This is a genomic window from Acinetobacter sp. WCHAc010052 (genome assembly GCF_002165295.2).
In the GTDB taxonomy this organism is placed as follows: Bacteria; Pseudomonadota; Gammaproteobacteria; order Pseudomonadales; family Moraxellaceae; genus Acinetobacter; species Acinetobacter chinensis.
Genome location: NZ_CP032143.1, coordinates 1,663,681 through 1,682,323, shown reverse-complemented (window position 1 = coordinate 1,682,323; position 18,643 = coordinate 1,663,681). Strand labels below are relative to the sequence as shown.

Genomic DNA, 18,643 nt, shown 5'->3' with positions numbered 1-18,643 from the left:
ATAGATAAATAATACAAAACATTCCAATAAATATGAAAATCTACTCAACTTGTGTAGATTGGCTTCTTATCGTTTTGATGATTTCATATATAACTTTTTTATCAATAAGATATTTTCGTAATGCTAAGAAATTTCTTTCAGGTTCTTGGAGTTTAATGACAAAACTCTCAATAACCTGCTCCAGTTTTGCAGCACGTCTACTTTTATTTTTTTCTCTAAAAGCAATAGTTACCTCTTTTTTAAAGTCATCTATAATTGTTCTTCTTTTATCTTTTAATTTTACTCTATTAAGATTACAAATATTAATCGTATGTCTAACTCTAGGATGATTTGCTCGAATTTTTCCATTATGAAAAAATTCTAAATATGGATATGGATCAAAATTTTCAACATTAATAATTTTAGGATTTTCAAACTTATCGTAAATATATGATAAATTATTTATAGACAATATTTTTTTTGCACTAGGTTTAAAAGCAGCTTTAACAGAACTCTCTATACTGAAACTTTTATTCTTTCCAGTATTACAAAAAAAACAAGCATATAATAGATTATCCCAACTATACGCTAACCAATAGTATATTTTTTTTGGCCTATAGTGTTCAACATGTAATAACTCTTCATTAGACTCGCAATAAGCACACTTTCCATAATAAATTAAATTTAAAGCATTTTTTATATCTTGAATTTTATATCTATCATTGTATAGACTTTCATCTTTATAATTTTTAAAACTTATTAATTCCAACCTTCTTTTATGAGTTGTTCTCGCTTTTGTTCGATCATGGCTAACCAAACTATCTAGTTGAGAGTTTAACGAAGGAGGAATTTTGTCTAAGTCTTTTTTAACTTTCATCATTTTGATATTTACTCAAAACATTATCGATTAAAAAATCAATCTCATCATCACTCATAAACTTTCTATCTTTTTTACTTTCTTCAAGTTCCAGACAAACTCTTTCGTAAATTTTTGACATTAAAAAATTTTCACTAGTATCAGCATTATTATTATCTTGATCTAGTCTAGCAGACTCCAAATCGAATAATGATGAAGTTACTAAAGTATTTAACATCATATTATTTAAATCTTTACGATAATACTTATCAGTAATACGAGTTACGCCATCATCATTTCTAAAAACTCTAAAAATAATTGCATCATCAGATGCACCTTGAATAATAGTTGGGCTATGCGTAGTAAAAATAAATTGAATATTTTTAAAGATTGATCTCAGCTTTGATACTATTGTTTGTTTCCATTTTGGATGCAAATGTAAGTCTATTTCATCAACAACAACGATTGCTGAAGTTTGAAAAATATCGCTGTTATCACCAGATATCTTTTGCAATCTGAACAATAGATCAACAACAAAAATTGTAATACTTTTGAACCCTTCAGAAAGTTGATCAAACTTTAGCCCTTTTTTATTTTTTTCTTCAAAAAATAGCTCGGTTTCTTTCAATTCAATATTTACTGTTTTATCAAGAAGTTCAAACAAGGTCTGTTTAATAAATTCAATACTAACACCAGCATTATTCATATTTAGTAATGCTTGATCTTTTATCCATTGTTCAGGACTAATTAAAGTTTCATTAGAATCAAATAAAGACATGAACCCATATTGTTCATAATTTTCTGCTGAAAATCTGCCACGATGAGTTCCATAGGTAAAGAAATTAATTAAATGCTTTGAATTTCCATTTGTATCTTTTCCAGATAAAATTAATTTTTGGTTATCATTAATTATATCTCTAATTTTTCCTGTTTTTTCTTGATCAGTATGATCAAAAATATAGTCCTTATTAAATGTCAAATACATCGCCATTAATATCAAGGACTTACCATCACCATTCTCACCAACAAAATAAATCTCTTTCGATTCTTCAAAATCAAGCTCAATCTCTTCCTCAATAGAGTAAAATTGATTTATTTTAACTTCCTTTAGATGTGGAAAATTTACATTTTTATTATTTATAGAAAATGATGATTCTTCAAGCCAATTTCTAAATACCTCATTATCACAACAAAAACATTTATAGAGCTCAAGCTCCTCAACTAAATTATAGTAATTGTCTTCGGTCACTTCAGTAGTTAATGAAATTATATTTAACCGATCCATTAATAATTCTTTAAATAATGCACCAACCTTCTTATTTAATAGAATAGTAGAAAAATCATAAGGGACTTCTTTTTCTCTTCTAAAAATTGGCTTAGCTGCCTCCGACTCAACTAAACAACTGCGAATATTAGTATTCTGTTTTGTTGTCCGTTCAAAACTAAAATTACCCATCATATTTAAAGATGAGGATTTTTTAAAAACATCTATTACTTCATGATGCGTGAGTATCAGAGAGAACAATCCAAATAACTTTTTTTCTTTGGGGTATTTTAAAATTTCAAACCAATAGAAAGGCAAAGCTTCAATATCTAAATTTTCAACTCCTAAAAATGCCTTTAAAATAGGAGTGTTAATTTTTGGAGTCCCTGCTTTAGCAGCCTCTATATAAGAAATAAGAGTATCTTTGTCGAAAAGTAAATCTAAAGTCTGAACAATATCATATTTCGTCCAAGACGTTTTTAATCTAGTAATATCATACCTCATAGATCATACCTTATTAGCAATAATCAATATTTCATTGACATTGATATTTTTCCCACCAGTTCGACCAAGCCTGCTATGTAAATATTCCATAGTCTGAATACTTACATCATAAGATTCTCCAAAAGTGTTTTGTGCAAGAGCCAATAAACTGTTTAACTCTATAACACCTGCATCACTGTAGCTCAATACCATAGCTGAACCTTTCTCTTTAATTAAAGAGAACATTTTTTCAAAAGCATTGCTAGCCTCACTTTTTTTACAAAAAGGTGATTGATGACGATCTTGTCTATATCTCCCCTTAAACTTGACCTCAGGGTAGTCGTACTTAACTAAAGTTTCCAACACATGATAAAAACGTGAATAATGCACACTGCCATAAGGAGGATCAGCATATATTATTGAATTTTCATCAGATTTCTCTAACAACTCATCAAAAGACAATGTAAAACTTTCGAATGGTTTATTATCTGCACGATTATAGTTAAGTAGCTGATTCAACTTTGATAAAAATAACTCAATAACTGATTTAACTCTATATAAAAGGATATCTTTAAAATTTTTATCATCTTTTACATCCCTATACTGAGCAAAATGCCCAGTACTGGGTGAAGAATACGACATTGCAAACATTAAAGAACTTAAAATCAACTCATATACTGTAGTAGAACGATATTGCTGAGCAATACGATATATAGAATCAATATACAAACATTGCTGGAATGACCAATATGTTCCAGAGTAATTTTGTACAAATAAGTGATTATCTTTCTTATTAAATTTTTTTAATAATAACTGTCTCTCTGATTGTTCAATTTCCAAATAATCATCTCGACTAATATTTGCCCCATAACAAAAATCTACATCGTACTTTTTCTTAAAAAAAGCGACATATTGTTCTACTTGCTCTACAAATATATCAACATTAATATCATTTTTTTTTACTTTTTTTAGATATGACTTTCCAAGTACTGTAGAGTACTCTTGTACATCATTAATTACCACTTCATAGCTGCGATTCAAGTGCGCGGACACGATACATGTACCTGCAAATAAATCGTATACTTTTCGACTTCCATCACAATTGATTTTATTAATATTATCTACAATAAAATCAATAATATTAGCCTTAGAGCCCATGTATTTTATCAAATGAGGCGGTACATCTTCTCTTTGAAATGTATGAGCTAACTGCATAAAGAAACCTAACAAAAGAACTTGGATTGTGCGTCTACTTGGCATGTTAGCATAGTATCTTTTTAATATCTAAACCTCACGTTATAGCTTGATCAAAAAATAAGAAATTAATTTTCCCCCTATCCGTTTTGAAGTTCACTTCATTCAGGTTTGTGTAAAAAATGTGCTGACTTCTCTACACAGCAGCAGGCTCAGAAGTGGTATGAACAAAGGAAAAATTCAGGACAGACGGGCTGGAAAAGTTTAGACCGCGATGGCGATGGTCAGGCATGTGATTGTCTGCCAGGTGGAAATGGGAAGAAGTGCCCTAAAAAGAGGAAATAAAGCACCACACGGCGCTCTATTTATACAAAATCTTGAACCAATTTCTTAATGACTGGTCTCTGACGCTGACTTGCGTTCCATAAATCATGCTGCATCTGCAAATTCAACCAGAACTCAGGTGAAGTTTCCAAAGCCGCACTTAAACGAAGTGCCATATCAGCCGAAATGCCAGTATGACCATTTAGAATACGGGACAGATTTGCCCGGGTCACACCCAACGCTTGAGCAGCCTCAGTCACTGGAGTTTCACCAATATATTCCCGCAACATTTCGCCTGGGTGGGGTGCATTAAACATCATATTCATGATCATAACTCCTGAACTGAAAACTTAGTGATAATCCAAATAATCCACAATGTAGACATCACCATCCTCAAATTTAAAAATTACCCGCCAATTACCATTTACAGTCAGTGACCATTGATCCTGCAGATTGCCGCTTAATTTATGTAAACGCCAATTCGGGGGTGTTCTTAAATCATTCACTGTAGACGCTGCATGTAATGCGGCAAGTATTAAACGCAATTTGGAAGAATGTGCGGCCTGAATACCTGCTGTTGTGCCTGTCTGGAAAAAAGCCTGAAGACCTTTATGTTTAAAACTCTTAATCAAGCTTCAGCATCCACATGTATAGCGTATATATACAATATACACAACAAGGCAAAATATGTCTATAAAAATCCTTACCGTGTAGGAATGCAAAGAAAAAGAGAAATTAGTATCTGAGTAGCTCAGCCCTTTCGTCTTATGTCTAAATACTACAATGTAATAAAACTATGTAAGAGCGTAAGAATCCTATCGTCTTTGTAGCCCTTCTATTGCAAACTCAGATATCAATTATGTTTTCCTATAGGCTGAATATTCAATCACATTTAAATAGGACAGTAATCCAATGACTACTATTAATGTTGAAAATATTAAGAGCCATGCAGATGTTATCGCTTCCTGTGGCACCAAAGTCGGTGAAGTCGACCACATGCAAGGTACAGATCAAATTAAGCTGACAAAGCATGGGGATGGACATCACCACCTGATCCCTGTTTCATGGGTTGGTGAAATCACTGACAGTAAAATTGTACTCAACAAAGATTCACAGGAAGTTAAAGATACCTGGGTACAAATTTAAATAATGAAGCCCTCTGGAGAGGGCTTCTTTGAATCATGTATAAGAAGACTGCATACGTTCTAATCAGGATCTATGCCTGTTTTGAACATTTTGACTGGATGAAATTCATTGCCTCAATTGTCTTTAAAACTGATTTATCATCCAAATCACTATTAAAGCTGAAAACTACAACACTTCCATTTTCTTGGGGGTTCCATCCTCTGACCAGTTTGACATATTGCGTATAAAAAACATTACCAATCGCAATAATTCTTAATCCACTGGAACTGTCATTAGTAAAACCTTTATTTAACTTTCGAGCTTTACTCCAATCAATTACAACTTCTTGTCTCAGGTCAATCTTATGACCACTGTAACTTACACTGCTACCAATCTGAAGATATTTGGTAAGACAACCCTGGCTTGAAAACTCTACAATTGTTGCGTTTTTATTGCCAATAAACCCATTGAGATCATAACGCTTCTGTTTCTCTACGAGATACTTTTGAGCATCTTCGATAGTACTGAATTGCTGTTTTGTTTCAGCATACACACTGGCTGAAGCAGTAATCATTCCAACAATCAACATTGCAGATAATATTTTCATATATTGTTATCCTGAAGTTAATTGATAATAAATTATGAAATTAATGACTTTTAATGCATTAAAAAGTAATTCCATCCCACCATCCACGAACATCTCTATTCGATGTATACGAAGCTGTACTTCCTTCCCTCAGCATAAAATTACAACTATAGACCTTAGCATAAAGTCGTCCTAAAGAACGGTGAGTCAGAAAATTGGATTGTACAGTTCTACCTTGACTGCAACCCGATAAGCTTAGGGCTTCCGATACCGTGTCATAGGAACTTGATGTCCTTTGTGTTGGTCCATCACAATAATATCTCCCTGAATCGGACAACCAACAAACAGCAATTGCCGTTTTAGGAGATTCAGCCATAGCCTGTGATGAACTGAAAAATAATGAATAAATAATTATTGCAGTAATGTATTTTAGAATTTTCATTTTAGTACCCTCTTAAAAAAATAATAATTCTGAATTTTCATTCATAATTCAATACGGTACATTATTAAATAAATTTTAATATACCCTAATTGGGGTATTCAAATATTCAAAGCCTTGCAGCACATGCTCTATCTTCCAAAAAATCAGCCCGATAAAAAAAGAATCTGGGTACTTTTATCACTTTATTTCCCATTTTTTGTAAGCATTTTCCAGCTTTATATCATAACTGTTCTTTGCATATGCAATCCCGTTATAGCCACGTGCAAAGGATTTCCAGTCCTTACTCTTCAGAGCATTGATCAGATTATTCACTTTGATATATCGACACATGGCTTCAAGCTGTGAAGCTTCGTCTTTATACATTGCATTAATGAATGTCTGAAGCGATTGATATCCAAGCACCGCCCAGTGATAGCCCATCACCTGACCAATGCCCCAGCTGGCTGATTCAAGTGCTGAAGTCCGGTGGTATTGAGCTGCTGCATTTAAACGTCCATGCTGAGCCGAATACAGTCCATAACCACCCGATGTTTTGCTACACAGATCAGGGCGTTTAACTATCATTTCATTCAGTATCTCTGTCTGCTTACTGGCAATCAAACGCTGACGCATGACATGTCGCTCAAACAAAATGACAGGTGTACCATCAACATTAAAACCCGAACCCTTGCATTCCACTTCTATCACGGCGCGTAAAACAGCAACTTCAATACCAAGCTCAGCAGCCTGTGCTGCTATCTGTCCCACAGTCAGTTTTTTGTTCATTTTACTTTCCTTCAGGCATAAAAAAACCGCCTGGAAGGCGGTATAAACTTTGAATCTGGAATTTGGTTACATAGGCACTAAGCCATCTGCCACAACTCATAATATTCCTGAATATCCGAGTTTAAAAACTCATCATTTTCAGCATCATAATTGAATGGCTTGTTTTCGAGAATATCTGCACTGTTCACTGAAATCAAGTATTTATTTAAGAACTTCTTAAAAGACTCAATCTTCTCAGGAAAAGTATTTTCTTCATCCCATAAAATTGTGTCCATCTCAAAATCCTTAATACATAACAAAGTTTGCGCATTATATTGATAACAAACCAGCTAATCAACACTTTAAAGTGAATTAAATCACAATATTAACTGTGTGCTATTTAATCACACCGCTCTTATTCATTTAGCCATTAACAAATTCAGCATTCATTCCGCCTTACATTTGTTAAAGACAATTAAAAACTGTCCTTTATGTTTTTGCAGATCAGGTAACTCAAAAGCAAAGAAGGAGTCAGCTTCCACGTGTCAGTTCAGGCTTTAATAGCAGCAATAATTTCAGGCAATTTCCAGATTAAAACCGGTATTGAAAACAGTATTAAGAAAGCCAGTATCGTTTGCCACAATCCGTATTTTTCTATAGACACTTTCATAAGCTCCTTGATGGGTTTAAAAAGCCTTGATGTTTGCCGCATCGAGGCTTTTCTTTGTCAGTTTTTAAAATCATCTTTTGCTTTTTTCAGCTCTTTCACGACATCAATAATCGTTCTGCCTTCCTGACCGTCAATAAAATTGAACGTCCACCTGACAATTGCCCAGCCTGGTAGTCCACAGACAAAAAAGAAACCGCCCAGAGCGATCACTCCCCATATATCGGTAATCCATTCATGCAGTCCCCATCTGACGATAATGAAAGCTCCACCTGTCAGACTTGAAACCACCGTACAGATCAGACCCACTGCCCATTCCTGCGGTGATCTTGGAAAACGCATCATCAGCACAACAGTTGCAACCATGGCTATTGCCAGTGTCGTAACAATCAGCATCCCGTAAAATTTCAGAAATGCTGCCACCCCACTTGTAGAAACCGGTTCCATAAAACTCCCCCTGTATTTTATTTTCAGCAATAAAAAAGCACCCTTTCGGATGCTCTGGAATCTGAAACACTTCAGATCTGAATACCTTTGAGCTGCATCAGTTCAGAACGTATCTGTGCTGCCCATGTTTCAAGTTCCGCTTTAGTGAAACCTTTGCTGTACAGGCAGGCATAAACCACATCGGTATCTGCAACCCAGCCCAGTGGTGATGACTTCACTGAATAGCCGACTCCAACTGGATTGTCTGTAATATTCACGAGGTCAGGAATTGCCCTTGAAAGAAAAATATCCCGACCTCCCTGCAGATTGGCATATTCCTGACTGTAGGATGTGGCACTGTTTTTCGTTGCTGAATATACAAGCAGTACATATTCACCGTTAACGTTGGTACTCTGCTGACCGAATGCCAGTCCAACACCACCAGGAACACCTGCATATACATCTCCACGGGATGACATCGTGGTTCCATGCTCCTTGCCATCTGCTGCCTGGGTTTTATCAACGAAGTCTCCCATCAGAAAGCCCATCCCTGGAGTTTTCTGAGCAACAACCAGAAAGGTAAAGCTTTCCGGCTTCAGTATTCCTGTGTTTATATAGTTTGTCTGATTGAACTTAAGTCCATGTTGTCCCTGCACCGGCGATCCCATCATTTCAGAATACAGACCCGTTGCAAAATTATATGCACCATGATCTTTCAGGGCATAGCCGGCAGCGAGTCCATCCTTAACCAGCGAGGGTAAAAGCATGAGATCTGTCAGCCGTTTGTACTGGGGACCCGATGGCAGTACTGCATTAATTTTCAGATAACCGTTCATTTAAAGCTCCAGAAATGATTTATATATTTTCTTTGCAAGGCGGTATGCGCCTGCCTGGCTGACATGCAGGTTGTCATTCCACTGACCCTGTGCGTTTTCAGATTCAAAGCCTGCCCAGTCGTCATACATGTTGTAGTACTCCGCTCTGATCTGTGGTGCTAAAAGAAAGACCATTTCAGTGAAATCCACGAGGGGTATTGGTGGTGTGGCCACATTGGACTGTGCCGGTGCAACGACAATGCAGGCACAGCCGGGTGATGCACTTCGGTACCCATTGATGATCCGGGCAATACCATTGGCGAAATCAGCAGTTGAATGCCCTCGCCTGTAGTCATTTGTACCCAGCATGATAATGACTACATCAGCACCAATAAATTCTGATAAATTGGCCTGAGCACCGGGTGAAATTTTCAGATAATCACGACCAGTACAGTTCCCGTTACCCAGCTTATTGACTTCGACACCTGCCCCTGTAGTTTTCCGCATGTGCATACCCCAGAAACAGATTTCACCACTTTTCACGGTCAGTACCACGGATGAAGTCCCGGACAGGTTAATCATCAGTCTCTGTGCAGCATCCACTGTAACCTCAGTCTCAGCGGATCCATTGACTGAATAACTGAACACACCACCCGTATTTCCAAAAAACACACTCAGCTCATTTCCTTTACTCAGATTTCCAAGTGTAATTTTTGAGCCTGCTGTACTGCTGGTTCGAGTAAATCCATCAGGACCACAGCCATAGGGAAATGCAGCTGCACCATTGTCCATATCGTTAATGATCCATCCGCTGGAATAAGTGATTGTGATGCCATCCAGCATATTCCGTTCAGCTCCCAGATTGATCCAGCCTGAACCTGCTTCACCATATTCAGCTCTCAGCAGTTTGATCAGTTCACCTGTAATCACACTGTGCTCTGTCCAGCTGTCACCAGTAATGGCCACCCGGAGCTGCTGAGCTGCACCGGTTTTAATTTTTGCTGCTTTGGCTTTCCACTGAAACAGTGATGTTCCATCTGATACGATAGGTCTGAGACTGACGACACTGGTCAGATATTTTGTCTGAAGATAGCGTCTGTTCAGCAGCTCGACCGCTTCATCAGACAGCCCTGCAAAACCCAGTTTGCCATCTTTAATCCATACCGGAATATTTCCATCCCGATCCACAGCCATGGGCACAAGTGAACCTGAGGATGCTTTTCCAATAACAACACTGTCAGCAAAATCCAGAGCACCTTCTTCAAGCCATACAGGAATATATCCTTCAGCATCCACAGCCAATGGAATAATGCGGCTTGAAACTGATGTCCCAACGCGGTTATCCGTATATTTATTGGCATTGATTACAGCGGTCGCAGCTTTCTGGTCTGCTTCTGCCGATGCTGCAATTATCACTTCATCATCCAGCTCCTGAGCTCTGGATACCGCCTTATCAAACTCACTCAGCCCCGTATCTGTCCATACTGTTCCATTCCAGTACCAGATTTTGCTGGTATCCATTGCTTTAGCCGCTTTCTTGGCTACTGTAGGTCTGGAGGCTTTCAGTGCGACTTCCGTCTGAAACGGTTCAAAACCACCTGTGTCCATCAGCAGACGGATATATCCAGCCATGGTCAGTGACTGACGGCCAAGCCTGGAGGTGATCACTTTTTCAGTATCTTCATCATTATTGAAACTCTGAATATGCTGGCAGTCCTGGATTGTTTCCTGCACCGTTTTTACGATTTCGTTTGTCATATTCCACCCATAAAAAAACCCGCTGAATGCGGGTGTATGGTTAAGCCTGTTTTAAACAAGATTTTTGATATAGTCCTTATCATTTGCGTAATAACGACTGTCATAGTTGATTGCGGTAATCTGACTCTCAAACTGCCCGGATGAACTCTTTTCAGTAATCAGAAAAGCTTCACTGTTATTTTCTGATTTCAGTGTGACCGAATACTTTGAGCACCCATATCCTGTGATTAATGGCATGACAGGCATTCGTTCAAGCACCAGCTCAAACTCACTGTTACCCTGTGTTACGCGCATGGTTTCAACAGATCTGTTCACCAGCTGCAGGTGAATGACATACTGAAGATCTGCATCAAGACGTGCAGGCTGAGATATCCTGATCTGCTGTCCTGACCACTCAGTAATATCACCATTTGAAATCACCTGAGCTATACGGTCGTCTGCAACAGAAATCCGGTCATTCAGGGTAACCAGATCAGCTTCACCGTATGCCGTAAACTGCACAGTCTTTCGATGAAACTGAATTCTGTTCCATGTCCGGTGTGCGATGAAATGCGCCTGCAGGTGGTTGGTTACACCTTTCAGTTCAACTTTTTTGGGATTTGAAATCAGATCACTGGGCAGCTTCAGACGTTTTTCAGTCCAGTTGTCAGCAGGATCCACCCATACCACTTCCACACCATCAAAATCACGGTTGATTCCAAAGTTCCTGGTCCGTGTCTCTGAATAAGGTTTTTTATTCCTGTGGTTGAACAGAATACAGGAGTCTGGATTTTCAGATTCAAACTGCAGGTAGATCTGATCACTTTCACGGCGAGCTGAGGATCCGACACATAACGCGATCTGAGCAAGGGTTTCTTCATAAGAAGTATTGCTCTGGTCAAAGGTATAGTTAAATTCAGTCGCCTTGTCCGTCCCAAAATATTCTGCAATCTGCCTTGAGGTTTCATACAGGCCGACCGTATCGAGTGTTGTTATTTCTCTCCGACCGATCAGCTTATCCGTATGAAGTGAACACACAATATCTGCAAAGTCTGATGAAGCATGAGCCGTCGGTGACTTACTTCCATCTGCATAACTGTGAACCTTACGGGCAGCCGTACAGTTCAGCTGTCTTTCCTTCACTGAAAGAGCACCATCCGTGGCAACGGTTCTTGAACGGATCAGTGTAACTTCAGGGTAGTTCAGTTTCTTTAAGCGGGAACAGGCATAGATGGATTTCAGCTTCAGATCATTCACTCTTGAAGTCTTACTGGACACCCAGACATCACCACCTTTTCTGACTCTGATACGGACACCATGAACAAATGCAGCAGGCAGAGCAAAAATCTGTGAAAGCCCGAATCCGTATGTTTTGAGATCCCAGCTGGTAAAGTGATGTTCATATACCTGTCCGACCGGAGCACCTGTCACATCAGTTTCCTGATACTCCACTGCATAAACCACGTTATAGCTGTAGTTTTTGCCGTTAGTCCCGACTGAATACATCCCTTTAGGGAAATAAAAATTAAGAATCAGCTGATCAATTTCATCATGGTTGATATAAAACCATCCGAGCCAGTTATCCGTGGGTTTTGAAAGCTCAATCACGGCTTCTGTAATATGTCTTCCCTGAAGTTTATCCCATTCAGGCTGTAAAGCTGAGGGAATACTGAGCACCAGATATTCAGAAGTCACATTCAGTATGGTCGGATAAGTCCCTGTAATATTGATTGAAGCCGTATTGGCTGTAAGCAGGGATGATATCGTGGCATGACTGTCACTGCTGAGTCTGAGCCAGTTCGGATTGATGTCTTCATAATCTTTAAGAACAACCTCATAAGCAGCACCATCCTGTGAAATACTTTCAACATCATAAAGACCCGCAAGATCAATCATGCCGTTCACAGCATCATCCACCAGTAAAGTATTGATCTGAATTTTTCTGAAATTTACTGCATCCGGAATATCGTTAGATACCGTAACTGTCAGTATTCCTGTTTTCTTAACAGCTGAATGCCCAGAAAGGACTTCATCCTTACTCAGCAGTGGCTCTGCATCCACAATGACGGATTCACCCACTGTAAATTTTGCATTCAGTCCGCCCCCGACCAGGTAGAGTCTGTTTGGCCACTGAGGATACATGGTTCCTTCCACAGCGGTATCAATAACCGGCTGTGACCATGCTTCCATGGTCTGTCCTGTTACTGCTGAAGATTTCTTAGCCACCAGTGGTGCCTGGCTGAATCCCTGTCCTATCTGTACCTGAGGTACACCTGTCAGCGACTGTCCGGGACTGTAAACCGAAGCCGCAAACCCATCAATGGTCGCACCATAAGTCTCTCCATCTCTGATATCTGAAATCTCAAATGCTCCACGCCCGATACACATCAGGCATTCCTCTATCTCTGTCCCATCTTCCCGATAGTAAAGAACAGGAGGAGCAATCAGATCAGGTATTGATTTCACTTTTCCAAAGATATCCGGCACACGTGCATTGATCCTTTCACGGTTCATACGGTTGGACAGCTCATTATTGCCTGACTTCTGATTCAGCTGAGGTGTTTCAGGCATATTCATATAGGTATGAACCGCCATACCTACGGACAGTACCAGCGAGACTACAGCCAGAATCGTTGCAGGTTCACCTGCACAGCAGACAATATCAAAATCATGCTGTGTAGACAGCATCTGAAGACCTGCTCCATCCACATGATTTGCAGGTGTCACATCATTCTGCTGACATGCAGGGCGTAAAAAAATCCGCGCTTGCGGATATTTCTTTCTGACTTCTTCAAATACTTTCAGAACATTGTCTGATCTGACATGCAGGATGCCGTCATTCGCATCCAGCGGATTGGTGATGATACGCAGTCGGCTCATAATATCGGATCCGTTTATAAAATTTTCTCACTGAAATCACCGGCAGAAAATGCACACCCAGCTCTGTCAGATGCAGGACACAGCCCTGATAAAACAGACCCACATGAGATCTGCCCTTTGCATTGGTCATCAGTACAATTGAACCATTGATGGGAACAGATACCTTTCTGTTATGGGTTGCAGTATGCCGTGAAGTCCGTAAAGACTCATGAAGATTACCTGTCAGCCCTACAAAACTGTCTGAATAATTCTGGGTAAAAAGATACTCAGCTGCTTCAATCACAAAATGGACACAATGATAAGTCTCTGCGTCATACTGCCTGTCGAGCAGCACATCTATACTTTTCATCAGAAGAATGCCTTTAAACTTGGAAATTCATCCACGGTGTAACGCATGCCGGTACCATTTGAATTGGCTTTGGATGTGGCTGCCCTGAACGTCGTTCCCTGATAATCACTGCTTTCATCATCCACAAACAGACCATTGATCACCCATAGTGGATCATTCAGATCCTCTGAAGAATATGCTCTGTAGATCAGCACAGGACGTTCACGACTGTCTGCATCTTCAAGCATTTTCAGCAGACTGGGTACATGCTCCCCAAGATCACCCACGGTCACTGATATGGACTGATCCAGATCATTTGCAGCACCGCCTTTTTTGATCTGCAGGGGCATGAATGTATAGAAAGCAGACTCACCATTTTCATGGATTACAGTTACACCGTCCGTATGATTCAGTACATACCTTAAAGGCTGACTCCATAAGCTGTGGCTGATTTCAACACATTCCAGCATGACAGCCGATGGAGAAGCATCAAGATAAAATTCATTCAGTTCTGCCATATGCCCCTCACTGTTCCAGGTACAGACTCATTCGCCAGTTTCTCCAGCAGGAGTTTAGCCTGAGGGTTCATACCTGAATTCCAGTAATCAATAATCATATCGTCAATATCCGCAGGTCTGTGCAATGGCTTCACCCAGATCTGAAATCCATACTGCACAATCTTTCCGCTTCTGGTCTGTTCAACCGGTGGCGAACCCACGGCGAAACGACATTCGTGTTCTTCCAGCGCATAGGCATCTGTCTGGATTGCCCAGAGCCAGTTTTCAGGTTCACGTTGTTTTTTACGCCAGAATGCCCACAGATAATCTCTTTCAAGGGATGTTCTACAAAGCACAGAAGCCGTCACTCTGTGTACGGATCCTATAAAAGTACCCATCTGCCTGGGCATTCCACCCAGTAACTGCTGTTCAAGCAACCTATCACCTGGTACAAAACCATATCCCGACTGGAGTGGACACAGCATGAATTTATCCATAATTCTGACCCATTAAAAAACCTCCCGAAGGAGGTCTGCTTTTAAATTCGTGAAATCGACTGATACTGTTCAGTACATTTCCTGTTTCGCTTTATGATAGCGGGTAAGAGCCGTATACAGCTTTTCATCACGCACATCATACTTACTGTCTCCATCCATCATGTTTATGCTGGCTTTCATACCAAGTGTAAAGCTGGGCTGACCAGCATCAACCATCCGTACATATTCATTCAGTACATTATCTTTACCATTATCCATAGTACCGTACAGGTATACATCCTTCAGTTCAGGAGATCTGTGATCGTTATTAAGTCTATATAAATACCTGCATTTATACTTTCCTGTCAGATCATTATCTTTATTTTTGTTCATACCATAGTTGATTACGATCAGCATTTCCCTGAATCGACTTCCATTATTGATCACTGTTTCCATAATCTTGCCATCTTCAATGATCTGATCACCAAATATTTTATAAACATTATCAATCGTCGGTCTCCCAACATACACAGCAACATTATTGATATGAGCAGTCTGCATGGAGGTATTCAGACGGCTACTGCACATCTCATACCCCGTATTGATTACTTTTTTTTGCAAACCTGTAGTGTTCTCAGTACATCCACAAAGACAGATAATCATTGTTAAAAATAATATTTTTTTCATTTTAAAGTACCAGTAAATTTCACACAAAATATCAATTTCGTGACATGTTTAACATTATACTTTTTATTAATATTTTTTGAGTCAGATCTGATCCTGATATACATATCGGGTTCAGATCTGACTGCAATTATTTTCTTCCCTGGTTCAGAAACTCACCGTCTTACTCCTGCTGTTGTATTTGCTCTCAGTTGCTTACTTTCAAATGAGTTTGGATTACTCAGTTGAATCCATGACTGCTTTGCTTCCTGTTGAGCCACCTTCTGCACAATATCAATAGTCACTGAACCGTCACTTCCATGCGACTGTTCTGCGGTGTAACCCTGAGGGACGTTGATATTAATATTCACACCATCAGGCCTTTTATTCGCAAGATAGCTGGTCAGATCCTTGTTCTGTTGTGGATTCAGTACACGTTCACCTCCATCGAGCAACCAGGTGCCTTCTTTGGGTACATTCGCAATACCATCATGTGCCATACCTGTCAGTGCAACTCCCTGAATCGCTGACATCAGATCATTGGTCTGTATGACCGTTGCAGCTGCAGCTCCAATTTTCTGCAGTAAAGTGACATTGGATGGATCATTCCATGCAGCAAGCACAGCCCCTTTTGCATTCAGTAAGGCACTTGAGAAAACAAAACCTTTCTGAAGTGCAAAGGCAAGTCTGTAGGAGGCTGATGATTTTTCTCCATAACTCTCCAGTAATGAACCCATCATCCCAAACATTGCACCATAGCCCGCTAAAGTGGCAGCCTGGGATTGATCCCTTACATCCTGCAGATTCTGCTCATACTGAACATCAAGTGCATTTTTCTGAGTCAGATATTCTTCATGTGCTTGTAAAAGTGCTGCATAACGTTCGTCATCTGAAGTGTAGACATCATTGGTCATAATGTTCTGTTCAACCGATGTTCTACTGTTCTGCAAGTCAAGCTGTGCTTTACTCCTGTCTCTCGCCAGACTCCATTCAGCAAAGTCCTGCGGCGACATGCTGGCCTTAGCCATAATGTCTTCCGAATTCCCAGAAAGACCCTGAATCTGAGCATTCATGCTCTGCACAGCATTAAGTTGTTCAAACTGCTTCTGCAACTGAACTTTTCTGAACTCTTCCAGGTCTTGCTGATACACAGCCTTTTGCAGTTCAAGGTATTTCTGCCGGCTGGTATCATCTACGCTATATGCTTCTTCAATCTCCCTGATTGCCTCTGAGTTATCCAGTTCAATTTTCTGAAGATCCGTGGCATACATCCTGTAAATACTGTTCCGACGTTTATTCAGGTCTTCAGCCAGGCGCAACATTTCATCATTGCCTTTACCAATCAGTTCCACTTCACCCTGAACGTCTTTCCATGCCAGTTTTGTACTTTTCCCAAGTACTGAAACATGAAGATGGCCACCTGTAGCCCGTTTCGATGGATCCTTATACTCATTCAGTATTTTGACTGAATACCCGTAGCGTCTCGCAACATCCTCAAGGACTTTGACAGCGCTTTCAGCTTCTTTGGCATTCTTCAGTGTAAAGTCAAATGCATTACCAGTAGCATGCCTGCTGTTTGTTCCCTTGTGATAACGATCATTGAAAGCGGTAAAACGGTTGAGTGAATTGCCCAGTGCAGAATTCGCTAGTTGTGCAAATTCAGCGGTATAGCCTCTGATCTGACCACCGCCCACAGATTCAGATGATTTGATATTCAAACCACGTAAATGTGAATTGGAGACCAGTCCATTTCCCAGACCATCAAGCAGCTTTTTCTGTTTCTCAAGCTCTCTGTTGGTTTTTGCCACACCTGCAGTCGCAACAGCTGCTCCCGATTTAGCCTGAATTTTATAACGTGCTAAAGCATCTTCAGCACTGGTGTTGCCTTTTTTCTGAGTAGCGATAAATTCGTTATATTTTTTCTCCGCTGCACCAAAGCCTTTTGTAATGGCATCTGTACGGGCAATCGTTTCAGCATCAATTGCCCTCATAGAGTCTTCCCATGCCATCTGTTTGGAAGCATTTGAGGATCTTTTATTAAACGGATCCGAAATCATGTCCACACCTGCAGCAACAGAAACACTGGCTTTCTGTACCCATGATCTGAGCGTAGTCCAGGTGTTTCCAAGTGCATTCAGTTCTGCAATAGTGGCTCGCCATTTTTCTACCAGAAAATCTGAAGTAAGTCCGAATGAATCTGCAATACTTTTCATTTCAGAACGGGCATCACCACCAAAGATACTGAATGCCACACCAAATCCTGCCAGCCCTGCTTCAATTGCACCAGAAGATATCAATGCTGTGAGGCCCTGTATTCCATCACTGGCAAGATCAACCCCATCCCTCATTAATTCGCCCACACCTGCGCTTGAAATCGCAAGGTACAGATCTTTCCAGCTGTCTTCCATATTGGCAATGGAACCATCCAGAGAATCCATCCGTTTGGCCATTGAACCTGCAAATTCATTTTCCCCGATTTTCATCAGGTACTCTTCAATTGAATCCGCACTGTTTTTTACAGTAGTGGTTGTTCCCTGAAAGGTAAAAGCAACGTCTTCGCTCTGTTTACTTGCCTTAACACCAAATTCTTTCAGTCGTTCAAACTCTCCAGTGGAAGCATCCGCTACAGCTTCAATAAACTGCATCAGGTCTTTACCCATTGCAGCTGCAGTATTTCCGTATGATCTTAACGCCCGCTCTGATGGGGTCAGTCCCAAATTGACCAGTTTGGTAAAGCCTTCAACTGCCTGATCCATACTGTATGGCGTTTCTTTGGCAAACTGTGAAAGTGCAGCATAAGCAGTTCTAGCATTCTCAGCAGACTTCGTTGCCGTTTCCAGCCCCGCAATCTGAACATCATAAGCCCGCTGAGCACCCATCACTTTATCCAACGTGATATATGAGGCTGCTACACCAGCAATCGTCCCCGCGAGTCCAGCTACCATTGGTACTGCTTTCTGTGCCAGATTGCCTAAATCTGAAAATCCTTGCCCAATTTTTGAAGCAGATGATTTTACCTTTTTCTCTGCTCTGTCCAGTGGTTCAGTGAACTGGCCAATCCGAGCAATCAGATCCAGTGTTAATGTTCCCAGTTTGCTGCTCACATAAACCTCCAGGCATAAAAAAACCGCCTGAGAGGCGGTTGTAATGTTTCATT

General features: G+C 40.0%; 19 protein-coding genes. 2 read left to right on the top strand and 17 right to left on the bottom strand.

Going from position 1 to position 18,643, the window contains the following annotated elements; translation table 11 throughout:
* Window positions 1-40: 40 nt before the first annotated feature.
* The 3 genes from CDG61_RS08405 to CDG61_RS08395 are packed head-to-tail and all read right to left on the bottom strand — an operon-like array spanning window position 41 to window position 3,797.
* Window positions 41-859, bottom strand: coding sequence for an HNH endonuclease (locus tag CDG61_RS08405; protein ID WP_087550104.1), 819 nt, complete (start codon window positions 857-859; stop codon window positions 41-43).
* Window positions 846-2,603 (bottom strand): AAA family ATPase, encoded by a 1,758-nt coding sequence (locus CDG61_RS08400; RefSeq protein WP_087550105.1) that lies wholly within the window; start codon window positions 2,601-2,603, stop codon window positions 846-848. The genes CDG61_RS08405 and CDG61_RS08400 overlap by 14 nt, the downstream gene beginning before the upstream one ends.
* 3 nt (window positions 2,604-2,606) lie before the next feature.
* Entirely contained in the window at window positions 2,607-3,797 is a 1,191-nt protein-coding gene (locus tag CDG61_RS08395; RefSeq protein WP_171405585.1) for a DNA adenine methylase, read from the bottom strand.
* Between the two features lie 150 nt (window positions 3,798-3,947).
* On the opposite strand from CDG61_RS08395, the gene CDG61_RS08390 reads away from it, so the two are divergent.
* Complete coding sequence (locus tag CDG61_RS08390; protein ID WP_087550107.1) at window positions 3,948-4,121, top strand: excalibur calcium-binding domain-containing protein; 174 nt, start codon at window positions 3,948-3,950, stop codon at window positions 4,119-4,121.
* A gap of 20 nt (window positions 4,122-4,141) precedes the next feature.
* On the opposite strand, the gene CDG61_RS08385 is transcribed toward CDG61_RS08390, so the two are convergent.
* Complete coding sequence (locus CDG61_RS08385; RefSeq protein WP_087550108.1) at window positions 4,142-4,426, bottom strand: HigA family addiction module antitoxin; 285 nt, start codon at window positions 4,424-4,426, stop codon at window positions 4,142-4,144.
* Window positions 4,427-4,450: 24 nt separating this feature from the next.
* Complete coding sequence (locus CDG61_RS08380) at window positions 4,451-4,732, bottom strand: type II toxin-antitoxin system RelE/ParE family toxin (protein WP_087550109.1); 282 nt, start codon at window positions 4,730-4,732, stop codon at window positions 4,451-4,453.
* Window positions 4,733-5,012: 280 nt separating this feature from the next.
* Between CDG61_RS08380 and CDG61_RS08375 the strand changes: the two genes are divergently transcribed.
* Window positions 5,013-5,246, top strand: a complete 234-nt coding sequence (locus CDG61_RS08375) for a DUF2171 domain-containing protein (protein ID WP_087514236.1) — start codon at window positions 5,013-5,015, stop codon at window positions 5,244-5,246.
* Between the two features lie 70 nt (window positions 5,247-5,316).
* On the opposite strand, the gene CDG61_RS08370 is transcribed toward CDG61_RS08375, so the two are convergent.
* The 12 genes from CDG61_RS08370 to CDG61_RS08315 all read right to left on the bottom strand — a co-directional run bounded on the left by CDG61_RS08370 (window position 5,317) and on the right by CDG61_RS08315 (window position 18,590).
* Window positions 5,317-5,832, bottom strand: coding sequence for a hypothetical protein (locus tag CDG61_RS08370; protein ID WP_087550110.1), 516 nt, complete (start codon window positions 5,830-5,832; stop codon window positions 5,317-5,319).
* A 598-nt stretch (window positions 5,833-6,430) separates the two neighbouring features.
* Window positions 6,431-7,018 (bottom strand): N-acetylmuramidase family protein, encoded by a 588-nt coding sequence (locus CDG61_RS08365; RefSeq protein ID WP_087550111.1) that lies wholly within the window; start codon window positions 7,016-7,018, stop codon window positions 6,431-6,433.
* 77 nt (window positions 7,019-7,095) lie between these two features.
* The gene (locus CDG61_RS08360; protein ID WP_087550112.1) at window positions 7,096-7,293 is read right to left on the bottom strand and encodes a hypothetical protein; all 198 of its coding nucleotides are present in this window, start codon (window positions 7,291-7,293) and stop codon (window positions 7,096-7,098) included.
* 431 nt (window positions 7,294-7,724) lie between these two features.
* Window positions 7,725-8,111, bottom strand: coding sequence for a hypothetical protein (locus tag CDG61_RS08355; protein ID WP_087550113.1), 387 nt, complete (start codon window positions 8,109-8,111; stop codon window positions 7,725-7,727).
* Window positions 8,112-8,182: 71 nt separating this feature from the next.
* Window positions 8,183-8,926: a hypothetical protein gene (locus CDG61_RS08350; protein WP_087550114.1), complete on the bottom strand. Its 744-nt coding sequence runs from the start codon at window positions 8,924-8,926 to the stop codon at window positions 8,183-8,185.
* Complete coding sequence (locus CDG61_RS08345) at window positions 8,927-10,663, bottom strand: SGNH/GDSL hydrolase family protein (protein WP_087550115.1); 1,737 nt, start codon at window positions 10,661-10,663, stop codon at window positions 8,927-8,929.
* A 51-nt stretch (window positions 10,664-10,714) separates the two neighbouring features.
* On the bottom strand, window positions 10,715-13,522 hold the full coding sequence (locus CDG61_RS08340; protein WP_087550116.1) for a host specificity factor TipJ family phage tail protein: 2,808 nt from the start codon (window positions 13,520-13,522) through the stop codon (window positions 10,715-10,717).
* Entirely contained in the window at window positions 13,479-13,871 is a 393-nt protein-coding gene (locus tag CDG61_RS08335) for a hypothetical protein (RefSeq protein WP_087550117.1), read from the bottom strand. The genes CDG61_RS08340 and CDG61_RS08335 overlap by 44 nt, the downstream gene beginning before the upstream one ends.
* On the bottom strand, window positions 13,871-14,368 hold the full coding sequence (locus CDG61_RS08330; protein WP_087550118.1) for a DUF1833 family protein: 498 nt from the start codon (window positions 14,366-14,368) through the stop codon (window positions 13,871-13,873). Before CDG61_RS08330 ends, CDG61_RS08335 begins: the two co-directional genes overlap by 1 nt.
* On the bottom strand, window positions 14,356-14,844 hold the full coding sequence (locus CDG61_RS08325) for a hypothetical protein (protein WP_087514330.1): 489 nt from the start codon (window positions 14,842-14,844) through the stop codon (window positions 14,356-14,358). Before CDG61_RS08325 ends, CDG61_RS08330 begins: the two co-directional genes overlap by 13 nt.
* 69 nt (window positions 14,845-14,913) lie before the next feature.
* The gene (locus tag CDG61_RS08320) at window positions 14,914-15,411 is read right to left on the bottom strand and encodes a hypothetical protein (RefSeq protein WP_147387779.1); all 498 of its coding nucleotides are present in this window, start codon (window positions 15,409-15,411) and stop codon (window positions 14,914-14,916) included.
* 251 nt (window positions 15,412-15,662) lie between these two features.
* Window positions 15,663-18,590 carry a tape measure protein gene (locus CDG61_RS08315; protein WP_087550119.1) on the bottom strand — a complete coding sequence of 976 codons (2,928 nt, stop codon included), beginning with the start codon at window positions 18,588-18,590 and terminating at the stop codon, window positions 15,663-15,665.
* Window positions 18,591-18,643 lie beyond the last annotated feature (53 nt).